Below are 22,675 nucleotides of genomic sequence, written 5' to 3' on the forward strand. Positions count from 1 at the left end.
GCCCAACGGCCCCTTCAGCAGGGGATGAGCCACTCGGCCACACCCGCCGCATGCGAGGAGTCGCTGTGTTCGTTGCCGGAAGGCGCGGGGCAGGAGGACTCGGGCGCCCAGTGGAGCGGCTCCTCGCGAGGCGGCGACCTACAGGGCTCTGCCTTCCGCCTGTACGGAGAGGGGCACCGTCCATTCCACGATGGTGCCGGTGGGATCGTTCGGCCTGAGAGTGCAGCTGCCCCCGAGGTCGGTGGCGCGCTTGCGGAGGTTGTCCAGGCCACTGCGGCGGGTGACGGCCGGGTCGACACCTGTGCCGTTGTCGGCGATGCGCAGGTGGAGCCGGCTGCCGTCCGTCTCGGCGGTGACCTCGACGGCGGTGGCGTGTGCGTGCCGGGCCGCGTTCGAGAGGGCCTCGCGCAGCACCGCCAGCAGGGCCTCGGCATGGTCGGCGGGGACATCGGTGTCCAGCAGGCCGGTCATGCGCAGGGCAGGAGTGAAGCCGAGTACGGCGGCGGCCTGATCGGTCTCGACCAGCAGTCTCCCGCGCAGACCGCCGCGGCTGTCGGCACGGTCGCGCTCGCGCAGTGCGTAGATCGTGCCGCGCACGGTCTTGATGGTGTCGTCGAGGTCGTCGACGACGCGCTGCACACGCTCGGCCACCTGGGGCCGGTCGGAGATGCGGCCGAGCACCGAGTTCAGAGTGAGCCCGGAGGCGAACAGCCGTTGGATGGCCAGGTCGTGCAGGTCGCGGGCGATCCGGTCGCGGTCGCTCAGGACCAGCAGGTGCTCGGCCTCGCGCCGGTGCTCGGCAATCTCCAGGGCCAGTGCGGCCTGGTCGGCGAAACTGCTGATCATGGCCATGGTGGCCTCGGAGAACTCTGTGCCGCCAGCCAGGCTGGCGACCTGCAGAACCCCCAGCACGTGCTCGCCGCCGCCCAGGGGGAGCAGGAATCCGGGCCCCAGGCCGATCTTGGCCGCGGAGCCGCCCCCGGCCTGTGGTTCGTCGGACAGCGCACTGCTGGTGATCCGCTCGTTGGATCGGTAGACCTTCGCGGCGAGCGTGGTAGCCGGCAGTACCAGCCCTTGGACCTGCTCGGCACCTTCACCGTCGGCGGCCTCGATCACCAGCTCGTCGCCGCCATCGAACGGCACCGCCAGCGTCACCAGATCCGCTCCGGACAGAGCCCTGACGGTCGAGGCGACCTTGTACAGCACCTGGTCCGGGTCTGTGCCCGACAACAGGCTGCGGGTCAGGTCGCTGCTCGCCGCCAGCCACTGCTCCCGGCGGCGGGAGTCCTCGTACAGGCGGGCGTTGTCGATCGCGACGCCGGCCGCGGCCGCCAGCGTGCGCAGAACCGCCTCGTCATCCTCGTCGAACTCCGCCCCGCCGCGCTTGTCGGTCAGGTACAGGTTGCCGAAGACCTGGTCGCGCACGCGCACCGGCGCCCCCAGGAACGTGGTCATCGGCGGATGCCCGGCGGGGAAGCCGACGGAGTCGTGATGGCGGCCCAGGTCGGCCAGGCGCAGCGGCTCCGGTTCGCGGATCAGCAGCCCGAGGATGCCCTTGCCCTCGGGATAGTGCCCGATCTCCTCGATGGTGCCCTCGTCCATACCGACCGTGATGAACTGCCGGATCTTCCCCTCTTCGCCGAGCACTCCCAGGGCCCCGTACTGGGCGTCCACCAGGGTCACGGCGGACTCGGTGATCCGGCGCAGCACCACGTCGAGATCCAGATCGGTGCCGATGGAGAGGACCGCGTCCAGCAGCGTGTGCACCCGGTCCCGGGTCGCACGCACCTGTTCCACCTGTGCCTGCAGACCCTCCAGCAGCTCATCCAGCCGCAAGTGGGGCGCCGCCGGACCGCCCTTCCGCCCCTGCGCCGGACTCTCCGCCATTCCCGCTCCCTCCAGAAAGGTGCCTTCCAGCACCCTCCCCATCATGCCCGAACGGCCCTGCCGGACATGCGAACGCGTGTTTCACATGGGGCCGCCCAGTAGTCAAGATTCTTCGGGCTCCGCCCGGGGGCCGTTCCGGGCGGAGCCTGGCCGCTCGACCCGCGTAGCCGAGCAGCCGACCCCGCCGCACGGCGGCACGCTCCGGTGCGAAATGCTCTCCCGATGAGTTCACGCACTTCCCCGATCAGCCAGCCGGTCACGATACGGAGGGCCGTCGCGCGGGATGCCAAACGGCTCACGCGGCTCGTGCGTGGCTCAGGCGCCTACGAGGGTAAGTACGCAGCCGCAGTCGCGGGCTACCGCGTCGGTCCGGATTACATCGAGGCCCACCGCGTCTTTGTGGCCGTCGGCGCCGACAAGCATGGAGACCGGGTCCTCGGGTTCTACTCGCTTGTCCTTGCTCCACCGGAGCTCGACCTGCTGTTCGTTGCCGACGAAGCGCAAAAACGGGGTATTGGACGGCTGCTCGTCGCGCACATGGGGTCCGAGGCCCGTGCCGCCGGGCTCGACCGTGTCAAGGTCGTGTCGCATCTTCCCGCCGAGGACTTCTACCACCGTGTCGGCGCGGTGCGGACCGGGACCGCGTTTGCGAACCCGCCCGCCGTGCCGTGGGACCGTCCCGAATTCGAGTTTCGCATTCCTTCGGGATGACGCGGTGTGCCGGTTGGCGAGGCACCGGCTTCGCTGCGTGGTGGCCGGCTTGCAGGAGCCGCTGTATGCCGCGCTCTGCGTGTGTGTGGTCTCCTCTGCCCTGGCGCCGTGATCGCCTGCGCCAGCGGTCTGGCACCCAAGGCCCGGACGTCCCAGGCCAGGGCCTGGGCGGGATCTTCACAGAGATCTGCCAGGTGGTGAGCGAGAGAGCAGCGGTGAAGCGGGTCTACCGAGACACCGACCGCGGACCACAGGGTCAGAAGTCTGACGGGCAGAAGCGATGTCACCGGCTCGGCCTTCGGTGTCGGTTTGGCTTATGGCTTCCACGGTCGGGTCGGGGCTGGTGGGTGCGGTGGTCACGGGTGTTCCTCGTCGCCTTTCCCAGGCGGAGCGGCCGGGCTTGATGGGCATGGCCAGGGTGGTAGATCGCCGCGGTCGGCGGAGCGGATCGTGACGGGCTGGTCGTTTCCGCTCAGGTCGAGCATTACGTCGGGGCCGGATCGCGGTGCTCATGGCGGGATAGAGCGTGGTCGGCTCGAAGCAGATCTGGAGGGTCTGCCCCCGTCGCGGTAGCCGGGAGCGGGATGTCGGGGTGCTCCTCATCTGCTGACACGACGTCACTTCCTCGGCGGCAACATGCAGCGAGATGCGCTCGCCGGGGTGTTCTTCCAGGGCTCGCAGGAGCAGTTCCTAGATGTATTGACCCGCCAGCGGCAGCCCGAGATCGGCTCGACTCCGGCAGGGGGCAGCAGCCCGGAGTCGGCGTAGAACCGCAACGCGCTGGAGGTCACACCACTGCGCTGGGCAAAGACCCCGATCGGCATCACCGTGCACAAGTCCAAGATCTAGCGTTTGAGAGCTTCCGCAGCTCGAAGCGCTGATCGCCGCGTCCGGGTCAGCAAATGGTCAGCATCGCGCCGGACGGCGTCCGGCTTGCAGACCTGCACCCGCAGCACGGGCCTGCTGCCCCGCCCGGCGCCCCGCTCGTAAGGTTCGATGCGTGGCTCGACAGCTCACCGGTGGGGCCGTTCTTCAAGGGGAACGGTTGTTCCATGCCGACCCGCTGCCAGCACCCTTACACAGGGGCGATCGGTATCAGCGGCGCGAGGTTATGCCATGTGTTAGTCTCACGCGTTTACGTGGTCGTCGCGGTGGGCGATTCTGCCTGTTCCGTTCGGCTTGTGCGTGGGCTGTTCAAACCTGCCGGGCCTTCCTCGGTACGTTCCCCTGCGGAAGGCTGTTCATGAATCATCCCCATGACTCCGGCATCGCTCACGGCAGTCCCGCCCAGCCCGGGGCAACGACCCCGGCGCTGCTCCCGGCCGTCACCTTCGCGGGTCTGGACCTGCCGACGGAGGTGCTGCGGACACTGAGCGAACTCGGGATGCGCGAACCCTTTCCGATCCAGGCCGCCACACTGCCCGATGCCCTGGAGGGGCGCGACATCCTGGGACGCGGGCGCACCGGATCAGGCAAGACGCTCGCTTTCGGCCTGCCGCTGCTGACACGTACAGCCGGGCGGCGCGCGGAACCGAAGCAGCCCCTCGCTCTGATCCTCGTGCCCACCCGGGAGCTGGCCCAACAGGTCACCCAGGCGCTGGCGCCGTACGCCGAGGCGCTGCGGCTGCGGATCGCCACGGTCGTCGGCGGAACGTCGATCGGCCGGCAGGGCGCCGCGCTGCGCCTGGGAGCCGAGGTGGTCGTCGCCACCCCCGGACGCCTGCACGACCTGATCGAGCGCAACGCCTGCCGCCTGGGACGGGTGAGAATCACCGTGCTGGACGAGGCCGACCAGATGTGCGACTTGGGATTCCTGCCGCAGGTTGCCGACGTGCTCGACCAGGTGCACCCCGACGGTCAGCGGATGCTTTTCTCGGCCACTCTCGATCGCGAGGTCGATCAACTGGTCCGCCGCTACCTCCACGACCCCATCGTCCACTCGGTCGACCCGGCCGCGGGCACAGTCACGACGATGGAGCACCACGTTCTGGTCGTCCACGGCCCTGACCGCTACGCCGTCATCACGGAGATCGCCGCCCGCGACGGCCGCGTACTGCTGTTCCTCGACACCAAGCACGCCGTCGACCAGCTCACCCGGCATCTGCGGGCCAGCGGGGTGCGCGCCGGGGCCCTGCACAGCGGCAAGTCCCAGCCACAGCGCACACGGACCCTGGCGCAGTTCAAGAACAGCCAGATCACCGTTCTGGTGGCGACCAATGTCGCGGCCCGTGGCCTGCACGTCGACGACCTCGATCTCGTGGTCAACGTCGATCCGCCCACCGATGCCAAGGACTATGTGCACCGGGCGGGCCGCACCGCCCGCGCCGGTGAGTCCGGCAGCGTGGTCACGCTCGTGCTGGCGGGCCAGCGCCGTGAGACGAGCCGCATGATGGCCGGGGCCGGCATCGAGCCGACCGTCACCAAGGTGCGCTCGGGCGAGGCGGAGCTGAGCCGGATCACCGGCGCCAAGACTCCCTCCGGGATCCCGCTCGACGGCGAGCCCGCCGTCCCCCGAGCCAAGAACACCAACGCTCCCTTCCGCGGCCTCGGCACCAGCAAGGGCACCTCCCGCGGCTCTGGCGGCAAGTCCCGAAAGGCGGGCGAGGCCCGCAAGCTCGCCGAGGCCCGCAGGGCCGCCCTCGTGCGTCGCAACGGCTGAGAGCCGTTGCCCTGGCAGCCTGGCCACGGGATCGACGACCCTCGGCCCGGACCGAAGCCGTCCTGTGTGCCTCACCTACGAAGTCAACGCCTTTGGCCGCGAGAGGGATGCCCGCCGAAACGGAGCAGGATGATGTTGCCGGCGCCTCGCACTGCGCCCAGCATGACAAGCTGTGCTTGCCCACCCCCCCCGAACCCAGGAGGTCACCATGACCGCAGAGCCCGTGTCTACGGAAGGTTCGGAGCCGGCTGCCCCCGAGACGTCCCCTCTGGAGCCGGACAGCGACGGCAACTACGACCTCAAGCGCAAGTTCCGCGAAGCCCTGGCGCGCAAGCGCGGTGCGCAGGCGGATGCCGCTGATGTTGCCGCCAAGTCCGACGCATCGAAGGTGCGTTCGGCGCACGGCCCGGCTGCGAGCCAGCGGTCGTTCAGGCGCAAGAGCGGCGGCTGAGTCGGTGGGTCCCGCGATCTAACCGCTTGACCGGCACGCGCGCTATCCACTCGCGCGTCCCGTGCAGTGGCCCGCGACGTGCGCATGGCCCGTGCGCGCGTTGCGGGTGGGGCGTAGCCGGCGGGCTTGATGGGGGAACAGCCGCGAGTTCGCGCAGGCGGCCCTGGAGCGCGGGGACAGGGCCGTCGCCCGCAACGCCGACTCCCTCGCGGACCTGCCGGCCGCCCACGGCGAGGCGATCCGCCTCGTCGAGCCCGGCGGCTTCGCCTCCGTCCGGTCCGGGCGTGTCCGACCTCGATGCTCGCGGGGCCGCCACCGGAACCGCGGCCCGTGCTGCCGGGCCGCGGTTCAGGCGTCGATGATGACGGGGATGATGAGGGGCTTGCGGCGGTGGGTGCGGAATGCCCAGTTCGCCACGGCCCGGGCGACGAGTTGTTCGAGTTGGCGCGCGTCCCCGACGCCTTCCTCCGCCGCGGTGGCCAGGGTCTTCTCGATGACGGGGATGACCGGCTCGAAGGTGGTGTCGTCGTGGACGAAGCCCCGGGCGAGGAAGTCGGGGGCCTCGGCGAGGGCGCCGGTGTCCGCGTCGACGATCGCCACCACCGTGACCACGCCTTCGGCGGCGAGGGTGAGGCGGTCCTTGAGGGACGCTTCGGTGGCGCCGCCGACTTCCATGCCGTCCACGTAGACGTTGCCGGCGGGGACCTTGCCGGTGATGGATGCGCGCCCGTCGACCAGGTCGACGACGACGCCGTCCTCGGCGATGACGACCCGGTCGGGGTCGACACCGGTGCGGATGGCGAGGTCGCCGTTGGCCCGCAGGTGGCGCCATTCGCCGTGCACGGGCATGACGTTGCGGGGCTTGACGATGTTGTAGCAGTAGACGAGTTCGCCGGCGCTGGCGTGTCCGGAGACGTGCACCTTGGCGTTGCCCTTGTGGACCACGTGGGCGCCCCACCGGGTGAGTCCGTTGATCACCCGGTAGATGGCGTTCTCGTTGCCGGGGATGAGGGAGCTGGCAAGCAGGACGGTGTCGTCCTTGCCGATGCGGATCATGTGGTCGCGGTTGGCCATCCGTGACAGCGCGGCCATCGGTTCGCCCTGGGAGCCGGTGCACACCAGAGCGATCTTGTGATCCGGGAGCTTCTCCAGCTCCTTCGTGCTCACGACCAGACCGGAGGGGACCTTCAGATAGCCCAGGTCACGGGCGATGCCCATGTTGCGGACCATCGACCGGCCGACGAAGGCGACCTTACGGCCGTGCTGGTGGGCGGCGTCCAGGACCTGCTGGATGCGGTGCACATGGCTGGCGAAGCTGGAGACGATGACCCGGCGCGGCGCGGTGCGCATCACCTGCTCGATCGCCGGGTTCAGCTCTCGCTCGGAGGTGGTGAAGCCGGGTACTTCGGCGTTGGTGGAGTCGGTGAGGAACAGGTCCACGCCCTCCTCGCCGAGGCGGGCGAAGGCGCGCAGATCGGTGATGCGGTCGTCGAGAGGGAACTGGTCCATCTTGAAGTCGCCGGTGTGCAGAACCATGCCGGCCCGGGTGCGGATCGCGACCGCGAGGCTGTCGGGGATGGAGTGGTTGACCGCCACGAACTCGCAGTCGAAGGGCCCGAAGCCACGCCGGTCGCCCTCCCGCACCCGCACCGTGCGCGGCCGGATGCCGTGTTCCTTGAGCTTGGCCTCCAGGAACGCCAGCGTCAGCTTGGAGCCGACAAGGGGAATGTCGGACCGCTCGCGCAGCAGGTACGGCACGCCGCCGATGTGGTCCTCGTGGCCGTGGGTGAGGACCACGGCCACGATGTCGTCCAGCCGGTCCCGAATCGAGGTGAAGTCCGGCAGGATCACGTCCACGCCGGGCTGGGTCTCCTCGGGGAACAGCACGCCGCAGTCGACGATGAGCAGCTTGCCCGCGTGCTCGAAGACGGTCATGTTGCGGCCGATCTCACCCAGGCCGCCCAGGGCGATGACCCGCAGCCCTCCTTCGGGAAGGGGCGGGGCGGCTTTCAACTCAGGGTGCGGATGACTCATACCCTGACGGTACCCGGAGAGCGGGACAGGGTGATCCATTGCCTGTGCGATCTCCTTTTCCCGACGGAGCGGGGCACCCGCAGCGGGTGCCTCGGCACGATCGGATCACGCCGGCGACCGGGGACAGGGAGCGGTGAAAGCGGTACCACCTGCCGTGACGGAACCGTTCGCCTGGTGCCGGAGAAGATCTCGTGCACCCTGACGTGTTTTCCGGCGTTCGCTGCCTCCCGGCGGGCCTCGGCACTGGTCCACTCGCAGTAGTCGAGACTCGGGTGCAGGTGCCCTCGGCGCTCAGGAGCAAGTGGGCTGAGACGTCCCCGAGGCAGCTTCCTTCGCCAGGCAGACACAGCCCGGCCCGTGGAGCGACTGCCGCTTCTCGCAGGCGGCCCAGTGGAACCCGAGGACGCTGATGCCCGCGTTGCGGAGACGTCCGGCCGCCTCCAGGCAGTGCGGTGATGGCGGTGTCCCCGAAGCGCTCGCCGCCCCGCCCGCCATGCAGGAAGCCGATGCCGTGCCCCATGAAACTCGGCCCGGATGCCGGCGCGTTTTCGCTGGCGGCTTCCGTCATGCCGTTATAGCGTTGTGATCAGCAGTCGTGGTTCCGAAGTTCCGTTCGCCCGTGATCGCCTCACGGGCGTTTTTGCTGTTCAGCGCCTCTCCGGACCAGGGCGATCACCTCCCGGTCGCGCAGGATGCGTGCCCGGTTTCCCTCAAAGGAGACAGTCATGGCCAAGGGCACAGTGAAGTGGTTCAACAGCGAGAAGGGCTTCGGCTTCATCGAGCAGGAGGGCGGCGGCCCCGACGTCTTCGCCCACTACTCCAACATCGCCAGCCAGGGCTACCGCGAGCTGCAGGAGGGCCAGAAGGTCGAGTTCGACGTCACCCAGGGCCAGAAGGGCCCGCAGGCTGAGAACATCCGCCCCGCCTGAACGCGCGCCCCGGTAAGGGCCCGGCATCCCGGCTTCGGGACGCCGGGCTCTGACCGTCTGCCGCAGTGGTCAGCGGGCCAGAGCCGATCGGTGTCTCGCGTGTCCCAACGAGCCATTGGCAGGGCAGGAAAAGTGCGCGGAACTGCCGGTACGACGGCGCCAGGCAGGTGACGGGGCAGTGTCGGACGGTGGCGGACTGCGGCGGTTCGACCGTCGACAGCGATAACGCGGTGGCGGAGTCGGGCCGAGGACTACCTTCCGGTTCGTGGAACTCCGGCCGGCCAGGGGCGTTCTTCATTTCGGGTCGGGCGAGTCGACCCCGCGCCCGCGGTGATGCTCCGCAGGGCCACAAGCCGTTCGTCAATGCCGGTCACGAATGGGCGAGAGTCAACACAGCGTCAGCCAACGCGGTCCTGCCCCGGATCGTGCAGACCCGCCTGCGCGTTGACCCGCGTACCCAGGACGACCACGAACGCCGCGGCAAGGAGGGCAAAACCCGGCGCGAGATAGTCCGAACCCTCAAGCGCTACGCGGCCAGGGAGGTCTTCCACCTGGTCAGACCAGTGCAGTCGCAGCCTCCGTTATAGGGGCAGTCGTGAGACGTGAGAGGGTCTGACGCGTGAGTGAGACACCGTCGAACACCCTGCAATACCGCTTTGACGGGCCAGAAGAGGCTCCCGTCCTGATCTTGGGTCCCTCCCTGGGCACCACATGGCACATGTGGGACCGGCAGGTACCGGAGCTGACCCAGCAGTGGCGGGTCTTCCGGTTCGACCTGCCGGGACACGGTGGCGCGCCGGCCTACCCGGCGGGCTCGGTCGCCGACCTCGCCGACCGGCTGCTCGCCACCCTCGACGGCCTCGGCGTGCAGCGCTTCGGTTACGCGGGCTGCGCGCTGGGCGGTGCCCTCGGTATAGAACTGGCCCTGCGTCGCCCGGAGCGCGTCGCCTCGCTCGCCCTGATCGCCGCCTCGCCGCGCTTCGGCACGGCAGACGAGTTCCGGCAGCGGGGCGTGATCGTGCGCACGAACGGCCTCGACCCCATCGCCCGCACCTCGCCGGACCGCTGGTTCACCACCGGCTTCGCCGCCGCCCAGCCCGCGATCACCGAGTGGGCCGTGCAGATGGTGCGTACCACCGACCCCGGCTGCTACATCGCCGCCTGCGAGGCGCTCGCGTCCTTCGACGTACGCCCGCAGCTCGCCGGCGTCGCCGTGCCCACCCTCGTCCTGGTCGGTTCGGACGACCAGGTCACCGGCCCCGCCGAGGCCCGCACACTGGTCGCAGGCATACCGGACGCCCGTCTCGCCGTGGTCCCCGGTGCCTCCCATCTGGTGCCGGTCGAGCAGCCCGCCGCCGTCACGGACCTGCTGGTCCGGCACTTCTCCACCGCCTGGCAGCCCGGCTTCGACACCACCGGCCAGATCGCCGTCCCGGCCGTCGCCGTCAAGCCCGTCCTGTCCGCCGCGCCCGCGCAGCCCACGCCGGTCGCCGAGATAGCCCCCGCCGTCGTGGTGCCGCAGCCGGCGGGCCCGCAGGACCCGTACGACGCCGGGATCAAGGTCCGGCGCGAGGTGCTCGGGGACGCGCACGTCGACCGGGCGCTGGCGCAGGCGGACGAGTTCTCCGGGGACTTCCAGGAGTTCATCACGCGCTACGCGTGGGGCGAGATCTGGAACAGACCGGGCCTCGACCGGCGCTCCCGCAGCTGTGTCACCCTCACCGCCCTGGTCGCGGGCGGCCACCTGGACGAACTCGCCTTCCACACCCGTGCCGCCCTGCGCAACGGCCTCACCCCGAACGAGATCAAGGAAGTGCTGCTCCAGGCCGCCGTCTACTGCGGCGTACCGGCGGCGAACAGTGCGTTCAGGGTTGCCCAGAAGGTCATACGCGAGGAGACCACGCCCGAGGAGTGAAGGCTCGGCGGCGAGCCTCGGCGCGGCAGGATGGTGTCATGAAGCTCACGAAGATGTCGCACGCCTGCGTCCGGCTGGAGAAGGACGGCCGGACGCTCGTCCTCGACCCCGGAGGGTTCAGCGAGGAGGACGCCGCGCTCGGCGCGGACGCGATCCTCGTCACCCACGAGCACCCCGACCACTTCGACGAACCGCGCCTGCGCGCGGCCATGGAGCACAACCCGGCCGCCCGGATCTGGACTCTGAAGTCGGTCGCGGAGAAGCTCTCGTCGGCCTTCCCTGGCCGTGTGCACACGGTCGGCCACGGCGACACCTTCACCGCTGCCGGCTTCGACGTCCAGGTCCACGGCGAACTGCACGCCGTCATCCACCCGGACATCCCGCGCATCACGAACGTCGGCTATCTCGTGGACGGTGGCAAGGTGTTCCACCCGGGCGACGCCCTCACCGTCCCCGACCACCCGGTGGAGACGCTGATGCTCCCGGTCATGGCTCCCTGGAACAAGATCTCCGAGGTCATCGACTACGTCCGCGAGCTCAGGCCGCAGCGCGCCTACGACATCCACGACGCCCTGCTCACCGACCTGGCCCGCCCCATCTACGACCGCCAGATCGGCGGCCTCGGCGGCTCCGAGCACCTGCGCCTGACGCCGGGGGAGTCGGCGCAGGTGTGAGGGGACCCACCCCGGGCGGGGCCGGGTTGTCAGTCCCGCCCGGTAGGTTGTGAGACATGCGCATCGCCACCTGGAACGTGAACTCGATCACCGCCCGCCTGCCGAGGCTCCTCGCCTGGCTGGAGAGCAGCGGCACCGACGTGCTGTGCCTCCAGGAGGCGAAGGTCGCCGAGGAGCAGTTCCCGTTCGACCCGCTGCGCGACCTCGGCTACGAGGCGGCGGTGCACGCCACCGGCCGGTGGAACGGCGTGGCGGTGCTCTCCCGAGTCGGCCTCAAGGAGGTCGTCAAGGGGCTGCCCGGCGACCCGGGCTACGACGGTTCCGTGGAGCCCCGCGCCATCTCCGCGACCTGCGGCCCGCTCCGCGTCTGGTCGGTGTACGTGCCGAACGGCCGTGAGGTGGACCACCCCCACTACGCGTACAAGCTCCAGTGGTTCGAGGCGCTCAAGGCGGCCGTCGCGGGCGACGCCGGCGGCAGCCGCCCCTTCGCGGTGATGGGCGACTACAACGTGGCGCCGACCGACGACGACGTCTTCGACCGCGCCGCCTTCGAGGGCTCCACCCATGTCACCCCCGCCGAGCGCGCCGCCCTCGCCGCCCTGCGCGAGACCGGCCTGTCCGACGTGGTCCCGCGCCCCCTGAAGTACGACGCGCCGTTCACGTACTGGGACTACCGCCAGCTCTGCTTCCCCAAGAACCGGGGCATGCGCATCGACCTGGTCTACGGCAACGAGCCGTTCGCCAAGGCGGTCACCGACTCCTACGTGGACCGTGAGGAGCGCAAGGGCAAGGGCGCCTCGGACCACGCGCCGGTCGTGGTCGACCTGGACGTGTAGCGGAGGCCGCTCCCACCGGCCCGCCCGGCGTCACGACACCGGCCCGCCCGGTGTCACGGCACCAGCGCCCGCAGATCCACCGACCGGGCGAGTGCGGCGAGCCCCTCGTCCCCGGGATGCAGATGGTCCCCGCTGTCGTAGGCGGGCAGCATCCGGGAGGGCCGCGCGGGATCCCGTACCACCGCGTCGAAGTCGAGCACGCCGTCGAAGCCGGCGCCGGAGCGGATCCACTGGTTGACCTTGACGCGCTCGGCGTCGACCGCCGGCGTGCACCGCACCTCGCCCTCGCACGGCAGGATCGTCGCCGCGAGCATCCGCAGCCCCCGTGCACGCCCGCGGTCGGCGATCTCACGCAGCCCGGCGATCACCTGTTCCGCTGTCGTGCCCCAGCGCACATCGTTCACGCCCTCGAAGACCACCGCCGTACGCGCGGCGGTCTGGGCCAGTACATCCCGGTCGAACCGGTACAGGGCGCTCACCCCGGCCGTGTCCGTGGAGACGCCGTCCCCGGGATAGCGGTCGGAGACCACACGGTTGCCGGAAATCCCCTGGTTGAGCACCCCATATCGCGGCACCGCACTCTGGTTCAGCAGTCGTGTGGCGAGCACGTTGGGCCAGCGCCGGTCGGCGTCCACCGTGGACTTGTCGCCGTCGGTGATCGAGTCGCCCAGCAGCACCACGGACCCCGGTCCGCCGCCCACGTCGACTCCCGTCAGCAGCGGCCAGCTGGTCAGGACCGTGGGATAGGAGGCGGCGGAGGCGTCCGCCGTGTGGTCGCCCGGAGCGCTCACGTACGACCGCTGCTGCGCCAGCCGGTGCACGGGCGCCGCGGGCACCGTCCCGGGCAGATGGAAACTGACCAGCAGACTGGTGTCCGCGGGCACCTGGAAGGCGAGCGGATCGCTGTAGGCCTGCGCCCCCGCGGGGATCTCGACGCCCCGCGCACCCCGGAAGGACACCTGGACCGGCGTGCCCCGCGAAGCCGCGCCCGCCGCCTGTACCGCCACGGTGGCGCTCCCGATCCGCACCGGTGCCGCCGCGAAGGTGTTGTCGAACCGCAGCCGGACCCGCGGCCCGCCCGCCGACGTGTGCACCACCAGCCGCAGGGTCCGGTCGGTCCACGGCCCCACGGCCGCGTAGCCGCCCGTCGCCGTCGTCCAACTCCCCGTCCAGCCGGGGGCGGGCGTCCGCACCGCCACCGCGAACACATGCAGCCCGCGGTGGTGCGGCAGCCGTACGGCGGCCACCTCGCGTCCGGTGAGGAGCGGCACGGTGACGACGTACAGCCGTGTCCGCCAGGCGAGTTGACCGCCGGCCGTGTTGATGTGCGGCAGGGCCACCGCCTTGGTGGCGAGCGGGCCGGTGCGCCAGTCGGGGGCGGACACGTGATACGCGGAGCGGCTGCCGTCGGCGTAGAACACGGTTCCCGGGCCGCCCGCGAGGGAGCCCGACGTACCCGCCACCAGGAAGGCCAGGGCGTCGCCCCGGCCCCGCACCCGTACGTCCTGCCCGGCGGCCACGACGTTGTTCGGCTCGCCCGGACGACGGTTCGGCCAGGTCAGCCTGGCGCCCTGCACCGTCAGCGCGCGGCCGGGCGTCCAGCCCGCCGCCGCGAGGTCCTGCGCCGACAGGGAGGCGCCCGTCCCGTCGAAGTTCCCCGTGCCGGGCCGGGCGTCGTCACTGACGGCCGTGTTGTCGAAGAGCCGCTCCAGCGGGAGCGGCCCGACTCTGCGCTCGGGGGCCGCCTGTGCGGAGACTCCCGGCACCAGGACCGCGAAGAGAGCGAGAACGACCGTGGAACTCCACACACGTCGGCGCAACTCCGACTCCTCCCGCTCACGACTGCTCAGGACTGCGTACGGCTGCACATGACAAGTTCGGGTGTGACGTCCGGACGAGACGCAAGACGCTCGTGAAGTTAGAGAGGCACCCGTGACCCGTCAACGAGCCATGCCCGAACTCGGCGTGAACTCGACCGGAATCGGCGGTTGGCGCGCCTGTGGTGCGTTCGGCCGTGCGAATGACACGCTGGAGGTATGAAGATCCCTTTTCTGGGCGACCGGCCCGAGAAGCGCGGGGCCCCCGACCCCGAGGGCATCGCCGAACTCCTTGCCGAATGCGAACTGCTGCGCTCCCACGCTTTCCGGGCGGGGGTGCAACTCGACGATACCGCGGCCTCCTTGGAGGCGCTCGACCAGCTGGTGCCGCGCTGGCGCGACGACGCGGAGATCCTGCCGTGGCTGGGCAACGACGCCGGGCTGTACCTCGGCACCGTGATCGTGCGCACCGTGCCCGGCGCCGCCTGGAGGATCTGGCCGGACGGCCAGCCGATCATCCGCCTCGCCTCCGGCCGTGAGTTCGATGTCGTGGCCTCGGGGCAGGAGTGGGCCACGAGCGGGGTGCCCGAGCTGTCGCAGCTGTACGCGGAGGTCGCGGAGGCGTGACGGCGCTGGTGGAGCCGTCCGGGCGGCACCGTGTGAGCCGCGCGTATAAGTTCGGCGTAAATACGGCTTATGCCCGAAAAGTGCGTGTCGGGTATTAAGTCCATCTTTGTCTGGATAGTTTGCGGCCACCGCTACACAGCTGAACATGACTGGGGCTGGGCATGGCTGGCGATCCACTGATCGAGCTGCGCGACGTCAACAAGTACTTCGGGGACCTGCATGTCCTTCAGGACATCGACCTCACCGTCGGCAGGGGGGAGGTGGTGGTGGTCATCGGCCCGTCGGGGTCGGGGAAGTCGACGCTGTGCCGGGCCATCAACCGGCTGGAGCCGGTCCAGTCCGGCACCATCCTGCTCGACGGACAGCCGCTGCCCGACGAGGGCAAAGGGCTCGCGCGGCTGCGCGCCGAAGTCGGCATGGTCTTCCAGTCCTTCAATCTCTTCGCCCACAAGACGGTCCTGCAGAACGTCTCGCTGGGCCAGGTCAAGGTCCGCGGACGCAAGAAGGAGGACGCCGACCGGCGCTCCCGCGAACTCCTCGAACGCGTCGGCGTGGCCGACCAGGCGGACAAGTACCCGGCGCAGCTCTCCGGCGGCCAGCAGCAGCGCGTGGCCATCGCGCGTGCCCTGGCCATGGAGCCCAAGGTGATGCTCTTCGACGAGCCGACCTCCGCACTCGACCCCGAGATGATCAACGAGGTCCTGGAGGTGATGCGGCAACTCGCCCGCGACGGAATGACGATGATCGTCGTCACCCATGAGATGGGCTTCGCCCGCTCGGCCGCCAACCGCGTCGTGTTCATGGCCGACGGCCGTATCGTGGAGGACCGCACCCCCGACGAGTTCTTCACCAACCCCAGCAGTGAGCGTGCCAAGGACTTCCTGTCGAAGATCCTCCACCACTGAGCGGGGAGCGCGACCCGTGCCGAGACGAACGGGGTTTCCCGCACCGGAATCCGCGCCGGGCACGACCTCGACTACGATGTTCCGTCCGTCCCCAAGGCCGTGGAGGTGGCCCCGGCCGCGACCAGGGACGCTGCTGCCGGGTGGGGATCCCCCCACGGCCCCTGGACCCAGGGGCAGCAGGGGGCAGCAGTCATAGAGCCATACCCGCCCGGCGCCGGCCGGAGATCACTGCTCGCGCAGTGGAATCGACACGTACGACGGGTCGTTCGCCGGTGAGGAGAAGGTCAGCCGCGCGCCGGACGGGTTGTGCTCGATGTAGAGGGGGTCGACCGTGTCGACGACCAGGGCGAGCCGGTGGCCCGCCGGGACGTCGTAGGCCGTGGAGAACAGCTCCAGGTCGACGCCGAACGGCTGGCCGGGCGTTCGTCCGTGGAAGGTGTACGGCGCGTTGCTGACCAACTTGCCGAGGCCGAGCGGGCCCACGTCGTAGAGGTAGGCGACGAGGGTGCCGCTCTCCTCGGTCGGGGTGACGGTCGTGTGCAATCTCGCCGTGCCCCGTACGCGTTGGGTCGTCGGGTACTTCTCCGACTGCCAGACGGCCGCCCACCGGCGCGGGAGCAGCGGGATCGACGCCATCGGGGGCAGCTGGGCCACCTGGTCGAGGATGCTGGACAGGAAGACGATCCCCCCGTCGGCGCCGGAGTTGACGTTCGTGCGGATCGTGGTCGTGCCGTCGAGGGCGATCTTCCTGTTCGTCGCGGCGACCGACTTCCAGTCCGGGTAGCCCTCGTAACCGCCCGTGGAGCGGGACTTGAGCCGGACGGGCAGCTCGCGGTCGATGCCGTTGGCCTCGCCCTTGAGGTAGTGGTCGAACCAGCGCTCGGTGTCCTTCCACACGTCGTTGGGCAGTCCGAACAGGCCGGTCAGCTCGGCGGTGGCGTGGTCACCGGGCCGGAACTCCAGGCGCTTGGGACCGGTCAGCTTCTCGTAGAAGTCCGCGTACTGGTTGGGCGGGAAGACCGTGTCGCCCCAGGCGTTGGCCATCATGACCGCGGTGCCGTACTTGTTCAGTTGGTCCACGTACGTAGCGACCGAACGTTTCTTCCCCCAGTTGATCATGTCCTGTTCCTTGGACAGGTTGGAGGCGTAGAAGTTGTCGAAGATCTGCCGGAGTTCGGCGCTCTGCCGGCCGGTGACCACGCTCGCGCCGTCCAGCAGCGCACCGGCCTGGACGTGCTGGGTGCGGCCGGAGTAGATCGAGTCGATGAGGTCGGCCCAGCCGCTGAGGGCGGCGACCGCCCTGACCCGTTTGTCGTGCGCGGCGGTCAGCAGGCTGATCCCGGCGCCGTACGAGACGCCCGCCATGCCGATGCGGCCCGCGTCGGCCGGGGTGTTGGCGAGTGCCCAGTCGATGACCTTGGACGCGTCGGCTGTGTCGGGCGGGCCCGCCACTTCTATCTCGCCGCCCGACTGCCAGAAGCCGCGCACGTTGTAACTGACGACCACATAGCCCGAGTTCGCGAGTTTCTGTGCCTGGGCGACGTACTCGACCTGGGGCAGGCCCCAACTCGTGGGCAGCACGAGCAGCGGGTAGCGGCGGGAGCCGTCGGCGCCGGCCGGAGTGATGACGTTCGCCTTGAGGACGGTGCCGCCGTCGCCGGTGATGTCGACGAACCGCACGCTGTCGATGGCCGCCTGGGCGGTGGGGGCGAACCCGAGGGCGCCGGCGACCATGGTCGCGGAGACGGCGCCCACGGCGGTCGTACGCAGGGCCTTGCGTTGGGTTCCCACGGTCACTCCTCACTCGTGTCAATGCAAAGTGACCGAACGGTAACCGTGACTCCTTACCGCAAGTAACCCGTCGGTAAGTTACGTGGGAGTAACGATTGTTGGGGTGTGAATGAATTCAGGGGGCGCGGTGTGAGTTCCGTGCGGGAACCGCCTCCGCGGCCGGCAGCGGAGCCTGCGCGGCCCGGGTGACGTCCGCGACCAGCTCGACCACGTCCGGGCCGTACGCCTGCGAGTTGACGACCTTCAGCAGCAGGACGAACGACTTGGTGCCGTGCTTGCGGGCCAGCCGTTCGTGGTTGCGGGCGAGATAGCGGGTCGCGGCCTGATTGGTGATCGCGCGCTGCCCGCAGAAGAGGAACACCGGCCGGGCCTCGCGGCGCTCGCCCGCGGTGAGACGGGCCAGCAGGACGTACTCCGTCACGCCGGGCTCCATCCGGTAGTGCTCGCCGCCGATCCGGAACGCGCCCCGGTCCGGGCCCGGTTCCGGGTCGATGTTCACGCGCACCCCGGGCAGCATCGCGGCCATGTGGGCGAGCATCCGCCGGTTGGAGCCGGGGCCGCCGACGCAGAACTCGGTGCGCTCGCCGAAGCCCTGCTGGACGTTGTCCTGGGTCACCATCTGCAGGTGCGCCCCGCAGTCCTTGATCAGGGCGGCGAGTTCCAGCAGGGCGAACACGTCGAACCGGTGGACGGCCGGTTCGGAGGTGGCCGGGTCGCGGTTGACGACGAGCAGCGACTCCGAGTTCTGCGGCAGCCCCAGGAACGCCTGCTTGCGGCGGAGCTTGCGCCGCCACAGATAGGTACGGGCGAGCCAGCCCAGCGCGGCGCTGATGCCCGCCGCGACCACGCCCAGCACGATGTTGCGCACGTCGTCATTCATGGGCGCGCATGGTAGCGGGCGAACGCAAACCCGTGTTCGACAACGGTCTGGCGTGGCCGGGCTGACGGGGGCATGCCGATCGAATAGGCTGCGCGAACGGTTCCTGACTGGAGGTGCGGATGCGTCGCCCTGTCGCGCGGAAACTGTCGGTCCTGGTGGTCTCGGCCGCCGTGGTCTCGGTGGGGGCGGCGGCGCCGCCGGGTTCCCCCACCGGCAGTGTGCAGAAGGTGCCGGTGGCCGTCGGCTACGGCGGCGCGGTGTCGAGCGTCGACCCGGACGCCTCCGCGGCCGGCATCGAGGTCCTGCGCAACGGCGGCAACGCCGTCGACGCCGCCGTGGCGACCGCGGCCGCGCTCGGCGTCACCGAGCCCTACTCCGCCGGCATCGGCGGAGGCGGCTACTTCGTCCACTACGACGCGAAGTCCCGTACGGTGCAGACCCTCGACGGCCGCGAGACCGCACCGCTGAGCGCCGGCTCCGATCTGTTCGTGGAGAACGACAAGGCGGTCCCGTTCGCCGAGGCCGTCAGCAGCGGTCTGAGCGTCGGGACCCCCGGCACGCCCGCCACCTGGCAGAAGGCGCTGGACAAATGGGGGAGCAGGCGGCTCGACACCCTGCTGAAGCCCGCCGAACGGCTCGCACGGGACGGGTTCGTCGTCGACGAGACCTTCCGGGCGCAGACCGCCGCCAACGAGACCCGGTTCCGCTACTTCCCGGACACGGCGGAGCTGTTCCTGCCGAACGGGGCGCTCCCCGTCGTCGGCTCCACCTTCAAGAACCCCGACCTCGCCCGCACCTACGCCGAGCTGGCGAGGAAGGGCGTGGACACCCTCTACCGGGGCGACCTCGCCCAGGACATCGTCGACACGGTCAACAAGCCGCCCGTCGACCCGGGTTCCGGCTGGAACGCCCGCCCCGGCGACCTGTCCGCCCGTGACCTGGCCGCCTACCGCGTCAAGTCGCAGGCGCCCACCCGGACCTCGTACCGCGGTCTCGGCGTCTACTCCATGGCGCCCTCCTCCTCCGGCGGTACCACGGTCGGCGAGGCCCTCAACATCCTGGAGCGCACGGACCTGTCGAAGGCCACCAAGGCCCAGTACCTGCACCGCTCCATCGAGGCCAGCCGCATCGCCTTCGCCGACCGGGGCCGCTGGGTCGGCGACCCGGCCTTCGAGGACGTACCGACGAAGGAACTGCTGTCGCAGCGCTACGCCGACTCCCGCGCGTGTCTGATCAAGGACGACGCGGTGCTGACCAGCCCCGTCGCCCCGGGCGACCCGCGCAACCCGGCCGCCTGCGACGCGAGCGGCACGGCGGCCCCGACCACCTACGAGGGCGACAGCACGACCCACCTCACGGTCGCCGACAAGTGGGGCAACGTCGTCTCCTACACCCTCACCATCGAGCAGACCGGCGGCAGCGGCATCACCGTCCCGGGCCGTGGCTTCATCCTCAACAACGAGCTGACGGACTTCTCCTTCACCCCGGCGAGCCCCGCCGTGCACGACCCGAACCTGCCGGGCCCGGGCAAGCGCCCGCGCTCGTCGATGTCACCGACGATCGTGCTCGACAGGCACGGCAAGCCCGTGGTGGCACTCGGCTCGCCCGGTGGCGCCACCATCATCACCACCGTGCTGCAGACCCTGACCGGGTTCCTCGACCGGGGTCTGCCGCTGGTCGACGCGATCGCCGCACCGCGCGCCAGCCAGCGCAACCAGACCACCACGGAACTCGAACCGGGCCTGTGGAACAGCCCGCTGCGGGCCGAGCTGGAAGCGATCGGGCACGGGTTCCGGCAGAACCCGGAGATCGGCGCCGCGACCGGGGTGCAGCGGCTGCCGAACGGGAAGTGGCTGGCCGCCGCCGAGACGGTACGGCGGGGCGGCGGCTCGGCGATGGTCGTGCGGCCGGCGTCGTAGCACCGACCCGCACGGCAGGCGTCACAACTCGGGGGCGGGCGGCAGCTCTTCCGTACGGAAGGCGAGCCGCCCGTCCTCCACATCCACCGTCACCCGGCCGCCCTCGCCGATCCGGCCGTCCAGGAGCAGCCGGGAGAGCTGGTTGTCGACCTCCTTCTGGATGGTGCGACGCAGCGGGCGGGCGCCGTACTCCGGCTGGTAGCCGCGCTCGGAGAGCCAGTCCACGGCCGAGCCCGTGAACTCGACCGAGACGCCCTGGGCCCGGAGCAGACCGCGGGTCTGGTCGAGCAGCAGGTTGGTGATGCGCTCCAACTGCTCGTGCGTGAGCTGCTGGAAGACGACGATCTCGTCGATACGGTTGAGGAACTCGGGCCGGAAGTGCTCGCGCAGCGGCCGCAGGATCCGTTCGCGCCGTGCCTCCTCGTCGGCCACCGCGTCCCCCGCGCCGAAGCCGATCCCCGAGCCGCCCCGGCTGATCGCCTCGGAGCCCAGGTTGCTGGTCATCACGATGACCGTGTTGGTGAAGTCGACCGTCCGCCCCTGGGAGTCGGTCAGCCGGCCGTCGTCCAGGACCTGCAGCAGGATGTTGAAGACGTCCGGGTGCGCCTTCTCGACCTCGTCGAGCAGCAACAGCGCATACGGGTGACGGCGCACGACCTCCGTGAGCTGTCCGGCCTCCTCGTGCCCGACGTAACCGGGCGGGGCGCCGACCAGACGGCTCACGGTGTGCCGCTCCTGGTACTCGCTCATGTCCAGCCGGACCATCCGCTCCTCGCTGCCGAACAGCGCCTCGGCGAGCGCCCGCGCCAGCTCGGTCTTGCCGACACCGGTCGGACCGAGGAAGAGGAAGCTGCCGATCGGGCGATGCGGGCTCGCCAGTCCGGCACGCGAGCGCAGCACCGCGTCGGAGACCACGCGCACGGCCTCGTCCTGGCCGATGACCCGCTGGTGCAGATGCTCCTCCAGGCCCAGCAGCCGGTCCTTCTCCTCCTCGGTGAGGCTGCTCACCGGTATACCGGTCTGCCGCGACACGACCTCCGCGATCGCCTCGGCGGTGACCTCCAGGTGCTGGCCCTCGTCGACCTCCTCGGTGTCCGACGCCTCCGCGATGCGCTTGCGCAACTCGACGATACGGTCCCGCAGTTGCGTCGCCTGCTCGTAGCTCTCGTCGGCGACCGCCTGGTCCTTGTCCCGGTACAGCTGCTCGACCTCGCGCTCCATGGCCCGTACGTCGGTGCCCTTGGTCCGCGCCCGCAGCCGGACCCGGGCGCCCGCCTGGTCGATCAGGTCGATCGCCTTGTCCGGCAGGCGGCGGTCGGTGAGATAGCGGTCGGACAGCTCCACGGCGGCGACCAGCGCCTCGTCGGTGTAGCGGACCTGGTGGTGGGCCTCGTAACGATCGCGCAGGCCGCGCAGGATCTCGATGGCGTCCGCGGGGGTGGGCTCGGGGACGAGGATCGGCTGGAAGCGGCGGGAGAGCGCCGCGTCCTTCTCGATCCTGCGGTACTCCTCCAGGGTGGTCGCTCCGACGATGTGCAGCTCGCCGCGCGCGAGGGCCGGCTTCAGGATGTTCCCGGCGTCCATGGAGCCGCCCTCGCCACCGCCTCCGGCGCCCACGACGGTGTGCAACTCGTCGATGAAGACGATCAGTTGGTCGGAGTGCGAGCGGATCTCGCCGACGATGTTGTTGAGCCGCTCCTCGAAGTCGCCCCGGTAGCGGGTACCCGCCACCACGCCCGTCAGGTCCAGCGCGACGACCCTGCGGCCGCTGAGCACGTCGGGCACGTCGGCGTCGGCGATCCGCTGGGCCAGGCCCTCCACGACCGCCGTCTTGCCGACGCCCGCGTCACCGATCAGCACCGGGTTGTTCTTGCCGCGCCGCGAGAGCACCTCGACGGTCTGCTCGATCTCCTCCTCCCGGCCGATGACCGGGTCGATCCGGCCCCGGCGGGCGAGGTCGGTGAGGTCGCGGCCGTACTTGTCGAGGGTGGGCGTGCCGCCGTCGACACGGGGCCGCTGGTCGGTGCCCGGACGCTGCTGGGTACTGTCCTGTGCCTCGGAGGGCATGCCGGAGGGCGCGAAGCGGGCCGCGTTCAGGATGTGGCCCGCCGCGGAGTCGGGGTTCGCGGCGAGGGCGCTGAGCACGTGCTCCGGGCCGATGTAACCGGCGCCCCGCGCCCTCGCCAGGTCGTGCGCGTCCAGCAGGGCGCGCTTGGCGGCCGGCGTCAGGGACAGCGACGTGGGGGGCGGGGCCTCACCTGGCGGGTGCTGGACCGGGCCCGACCGCTCGTCGATCTCCGTCGCCAGCGAGTCCGGGTCCGCGCCGGCCCGGCTGAGCAGGCTCCGGGTCGGCTCCGAGGACAGCGCGGCCCGCAGCAGATGCTGGGTGTCCAGATCGCGGCTGCCGTGCTCGGCGGCGTACTGGGCGGCCCCGCGCACCAGCTCCCGCGCCGGTTGACTGAGCAGCCGGCCGATGTCGATCTGGCGGGGACCGGGACGCGGTCCGCCGAAGAAACGGGCGAGGAATTCTCCGAAGGGGTCGTAGTCCTCCGGACCACTGAAGCCGCTGGTCATGGCGTTCCCATCCGGCGTCCCTGCGCGGGCAGGGTCGCCCTCGCTGATCGACGTGCCGGAGTCGGG

Annotated in this window: 17 protein-coding genes and 1 pseudogene; 10 read left to right on the plus strand and 8 right to left on the minus strand. The window is 70.5% G+C overall.

From position 1 onward, the window contains the following. Nucleotides 1-138: 138 nt before the first annotated feature. Nucleotides 139-1,887: a GAF domain-containing protein gene (locus ACWCPI_RS24650; protein ID WP_451040151.1), complete on the minus strand. Its 1,749-nt coding sequence runs from the start codon at nucleotides 1,885-1,887 to the stop codon at nucleotides 139-141. 222 nt (nucleotides 1,888-2,109) lie between these two features. Between ACWCPI_RS24650 and ACWCPI_RS24655 the strand changes: the two genes are divergently transcribed. Continuing rightward, on the plus strand, nucleotides 2,110-2,598 hold the full coding sequence (locus ACWCPI_RS24655) for a GNAT family N-acetyltransferase (protein WP_451040152.1): 489 nt from the start codon (nucleotides 2,110-2,112) through the stop codon (nucleotides 2,596-2,598). Nucleotides 2,599-3,215: 617 nt separating this feature from the next. On the opposite strand, the gene ACWCPI_RS24660 is transcribed toward ACWCPI_RS24655, so the two are convergent. Then, nucleotides 3,216-3,422, minus strand: coding sequence for a MerR family DNA-binding transcriptional regulator (locus ACWCPI_RS24660; RefSeq protein ID WP_451040270.1), 207 nt, complete (start codon nucleotides 3,420-3,422; stop codon nucleotides 3,216-3,218). Nucleotides 3,423-3,841: 419 nt separating this feature from the next. Here ACWCPI_RS24660 and ACWCPI_RS24665 point away from each other — a divergent pair, with 419 nt between their 5' ends. Together ACWCPI_RS24665 and ACWCPI_RS24670 are read left to right on the plus strand one after the other, a co-directional pair. Next, nucleotides 3,842-5,257 (plus strand): DEAD/DEAH box helicase, encoded by a 1,416-nt coding sequence (locus ACWCPI_RS24665; protein ID WP_451040153.1) that lies wholly within the window; start codon nucleotides 3,842-3,844, stop codon nucleotides 5,255-5,257. A gap of 208 nt (nucleotides 5,258-5,465) precedes the next feature. Then, nucleotides 5,466-5,708, plus strand: coding sequence for a DUF5302 domain-containing protein (locus tag ACWCPI_RS24670; protein ID WP_053663526.1), 243 nt, complete (start codon nucleotides 5,466-5,468; stop codon nucleotides 5,706-5,708). Nucleotides 5,709-6,056: 348 nt separating this feature from the next. Here ACWCPI_RS24670 and ACWCPI_RS24675 read toward each other — a convergent pair whose 3' ends face one another. Both ACWCPI_RS24675 and ACWCPI_RS24680 read right to left on the minus strand, forming a co-directional pair. Continuing rightward, nucleotides 6,057-7,742: a ribonuclease J gene (locus ACWCPI_RS24675; protein ID WP_451040154.1), complete on the minus strand. Its 1,686-nt coding sequence runs from the start codon at nucleotides 7,740-7,742 to the stop codon at nucleotides 6,057-6,059. Nucleotides 7,743-8,138: 396 nt separating this feature from the next. Further along, nucleotides 8,139-8,210, minus strand: a pseudogene (locus ACWCPI_RS24680) (spherulation-specific family 4 protein); the annotation flags it as partial. A 257-nt stretch (nucleotides 8,211-8,467) separates the two neighbouring features. Between ACWCPI_RS24680 and ACWCPI_RS24685 the strand changes: the two are divergent. The 4 genes from ACWCPI_RS24685 to ACWCPI_RS24700 all read left to right on the plus strand — a co-directional run bounded on the left by ACWCPI_RS24685 (nucleotide 8,468) and on the right by ACWCPI_RS24700 (nucleotide 12,096). Then, nucleotides 8,468-8,671: a cold-shock protein gene (locus tag ACWCPI_RS24685; RefSeq protein WP_014670069.1), complete on the plus strand. Its 204-nt coding sequence runs from the start codon at nucleotides 8,468-8,470 to the stop codon at nucleotides 8,669-8,671. Nucleotides 8,672-9,290: 619 nt separating this feature from the next. Beyond that, a complete protein-coding gene (pcaDC, locus tag ACWCPI_RS24690; RefSeq protein ID WP_451040155.1) occupies nucleotides 9,291-10,586 on the plus strand; it encodes a bifunctional 3-oxoadipate enol-lactonase/4-carboxymuconolactone decarboxylase PcaDC in 1,296 nt (431 codons plus the stop codon). Between the two features lie 38 nt (nucleotides 10,587-10,624). After that, the gene (locus ACWCPI_RS24695; protein WP_451040156.1) at nucleotides 10,625-11,260 is read left to right on the plus strand and encodes an MBL fold metallo-hydrolase; all 636 of its coding nucleotides are present in this window, start codon (nucleotides 10,625-10,627) and stop codon (nucleotides 11,258-11,260) included. Between the two features lie 56 nt (nucleotides 11,261-11,316). Next, nucleotides 11,317-12,096, plus strand: coding sequence for an exodeoxyribonuclease III (locus ACWCPI_RS24700; protein ID WP_451040157.1), 780 nt, complete (start codon nucleotides 11,317-11,319; stop codon nucleotides 12,094-12,096). Between the two features lie 53 nt (nucleotides 12,097-12,149). Here the strand turns inward: ACWCPI_RS24700 and ACWCPI_RS24705 are convergent, their stop codons facing one another. Next, nucleotides 12,150-13,916, minus strand: coding sequence for an SGNH/GDSL hydrolase family protein (locus tag ACWCPI_RS24705; protein WP_451040158.1), 1,767 nt, complete (start codon nucleotides 13,914-13,916; stop codon nucleotides 12,150-12,152). Nucleotides 13,917-14,132: 216 nt separating this feature from the next. Here ACWCPI_RS24705 and ACWCPI_RS24710 point away from each other — a divergent pair, with 216 nt between their 5' ends. Both ACWCPI_RS24710 and ACWCPI_RS24715 read left to right on the plus strand, forming a co-directional pair. After that, nucleotides 14,133-14,540, plus strand: a complete 408-nt coding sequence (locus ACWCPI_RS24710) for a DUF6278 family protein (RefSeq protein ID WP_451040159.1) — start codon at nucleotides 14,133-14,135, stop codon at nucleotides 14,538-14,540. Nucleotides 14,541-14,701: 161 nt separating this feature from the next. Beyond that, complete coding sequence (locus ACWCPI_RS24715; RefSeq protein WP_451040160.1) at nucleotides 14,702-15,445, plus strand: amino acid ABC transporter ATP-binding protein; 744 nt, start codon at nucleotides 14,702-14,704, stop codon at nucleotides 15,443-15,445. 225 nt (nucleotides 15,446-15,670) lie between these two features. On the opposite strand, the gene ACWCPI_RS24720 is transcribed toward ACWCPI_RS24715, so the two are convergent. Continuing rightward, on the minus strand, nucleotides 15,671-17,236 hold the full coding sequence (locus ACWCPI_RS24720; RefSeq protein WP_451040161.1) for a CocE/NonD family hydrolase: 1,566 nt from the start codon (nucleotides 17,234-17,236) through the stop codon (nucleotides 15,671-15,673). 115 nt (nucleotides 17,237-17,351) lie between these two features. Next, on the minus strand, nucleotides 17,352-18,116 hold the full coding sequence (locus tag ACWCPI_RS24725) for a hypothetical protein (RefSeq protein WP_451040162.1): 765 nt from the start codon (nucleotides 18,114-18,116) through the stop codon (nucleotides 17,352-17,354). A 119-nt stretch (nucleotides 18,117-18,235) separates the two neighbouring features. Between ACWCPI_RS24725 and ggt the strand changes: the two genes are divergently transcribed. Continuing rightward, entirely contained in the window at nucleotides 18,236-20,035 is a 1,800-nt protein-coding gene (gene ggt / locus ACWCPI_RS24730) for a gamma-glutamyltransferase (RefSeq protein ID WP_451040163.1), read from the plus strand. A 21-nt stretch (nucleotides 20,036-20,056) separates the two neighbouring features. On the opposite strand, the gene ACWCPI_RS24735 is transcribed toward ggt, so the two are convergent. Then, entirely contained in the window at nucleotides 20,057-22,609 is a 2,553-nt protein-coding gene (locus ACWCPI_RS24735) for an ATP-dependent Clp protease ATP-binding subunit (RefSeq protein WP_451040164.1), read from the minus strand. Between the last annotated feature and the right edge of the window lie 66 nt (nucleotides 22,610-22,675).

The sequence above is a fragment of the Streptomyces sp. NPDC001920 genome, from assembly GCF_053594495.1.

Coding starts and splice junctions, on each gene's coding strand:
- ACWCPI_RS24695 (WP_451040156.1), top strand. CDS start 10,625: ATGAAGCTCACGAAGATGTCGCACGCCTGCGTCCGGCTGGAGAAGGAC.
- ACWCPI_RS24700 (WP_451040157.1), top strand. CDS start 11,317: ATGCGCATCGCCACCTGGAACGTGAACTCGATCACCGCCCGCCTGCCG.
- ACWCPI_RS24735 (WP_451040164.1), bottom strand. CDS start 22,609: ATGACCAGCGGCTTCAGTGGTCCGGAGGACTACGACCCCTTCGGAGAA.
- ACWCPI_RS24685 (WP_014670069.1), top strand. CDS start 8,468: ATGGCCAAGGGCACAGTGAAGTGGTTCAACAGCGAGAAGGGCTTCGGC.
- ACWCPI_RS24710 (WP_451040159.1), top strand. CDS start 14,133: ATGAAGATCCCTTTTCTGGGCGACCGGCCCGAGAAGCGCGGGGCCCCC.
- ACWCPI_RS24660 (WP_451040270.1), bottom strand. CDS start 3,422: ATGCCGATCGGGGTCTTTGCCCAGCGCAGTGGTGTGACCTCCAGCGCG.
- ACWCPI_RS24650 (WP_451040151.1), bottom strand. CDS start 1,887: ATGGCGGAGAGTCCGGCGCAGGGGCGGAAGGGCGGTCCGGCGGCGCCC.
- ACWCPI_RS24675 (WP_451040154.1), bottom strand. CDS start 7,742: ATGAGTCATCCGCACCCTGAGTTGAAAGCCGCCCCGCCCCTTCCCGAA.
- ACWCPI_RS24725 (WP_451040162.1), bottom strand. CDS start 18,116: ATGAATGACGACGTGCGCAACATCGTGCTGGGCGTGGTCGCGGCGGGC.
- ACWCPI_RS24715 (WP_451040160.1), top strand. CDS start 14,702: ATGGCTGGCGATCCACTGATCGAGCTGCGCGACGTCAACAAGTACTTC.
- ACWCPI_RS24670 (WP_053663526.1), top strand. CDS start 5,466: ATGACCGCAGAGCCCGTGTCTACGGAAGGTTCGGAGCCGGCTGCCCCC.
- ACWCPI_RS24655 (WP_451040152.1), top strand. CDS start 2,110: ATGAGTTCACGCACTTCCCCGATCAGCCAGCCGGTCACGATACGGAGG.
- ggt (WP_451040163.1), top strand. CDS start 18,236: ATGCGTCGCCCTGTCGCGCGGAAACTGTCGGTCCTGGTGGTCTCGGCC.
- ACWCPI_RS24665 (WP_451040153.1), top strand. CDS start 3,842: ATGAATCATCCCCATGACTCCGGCATCGCTCACGGCAGTCCCGCCCAG.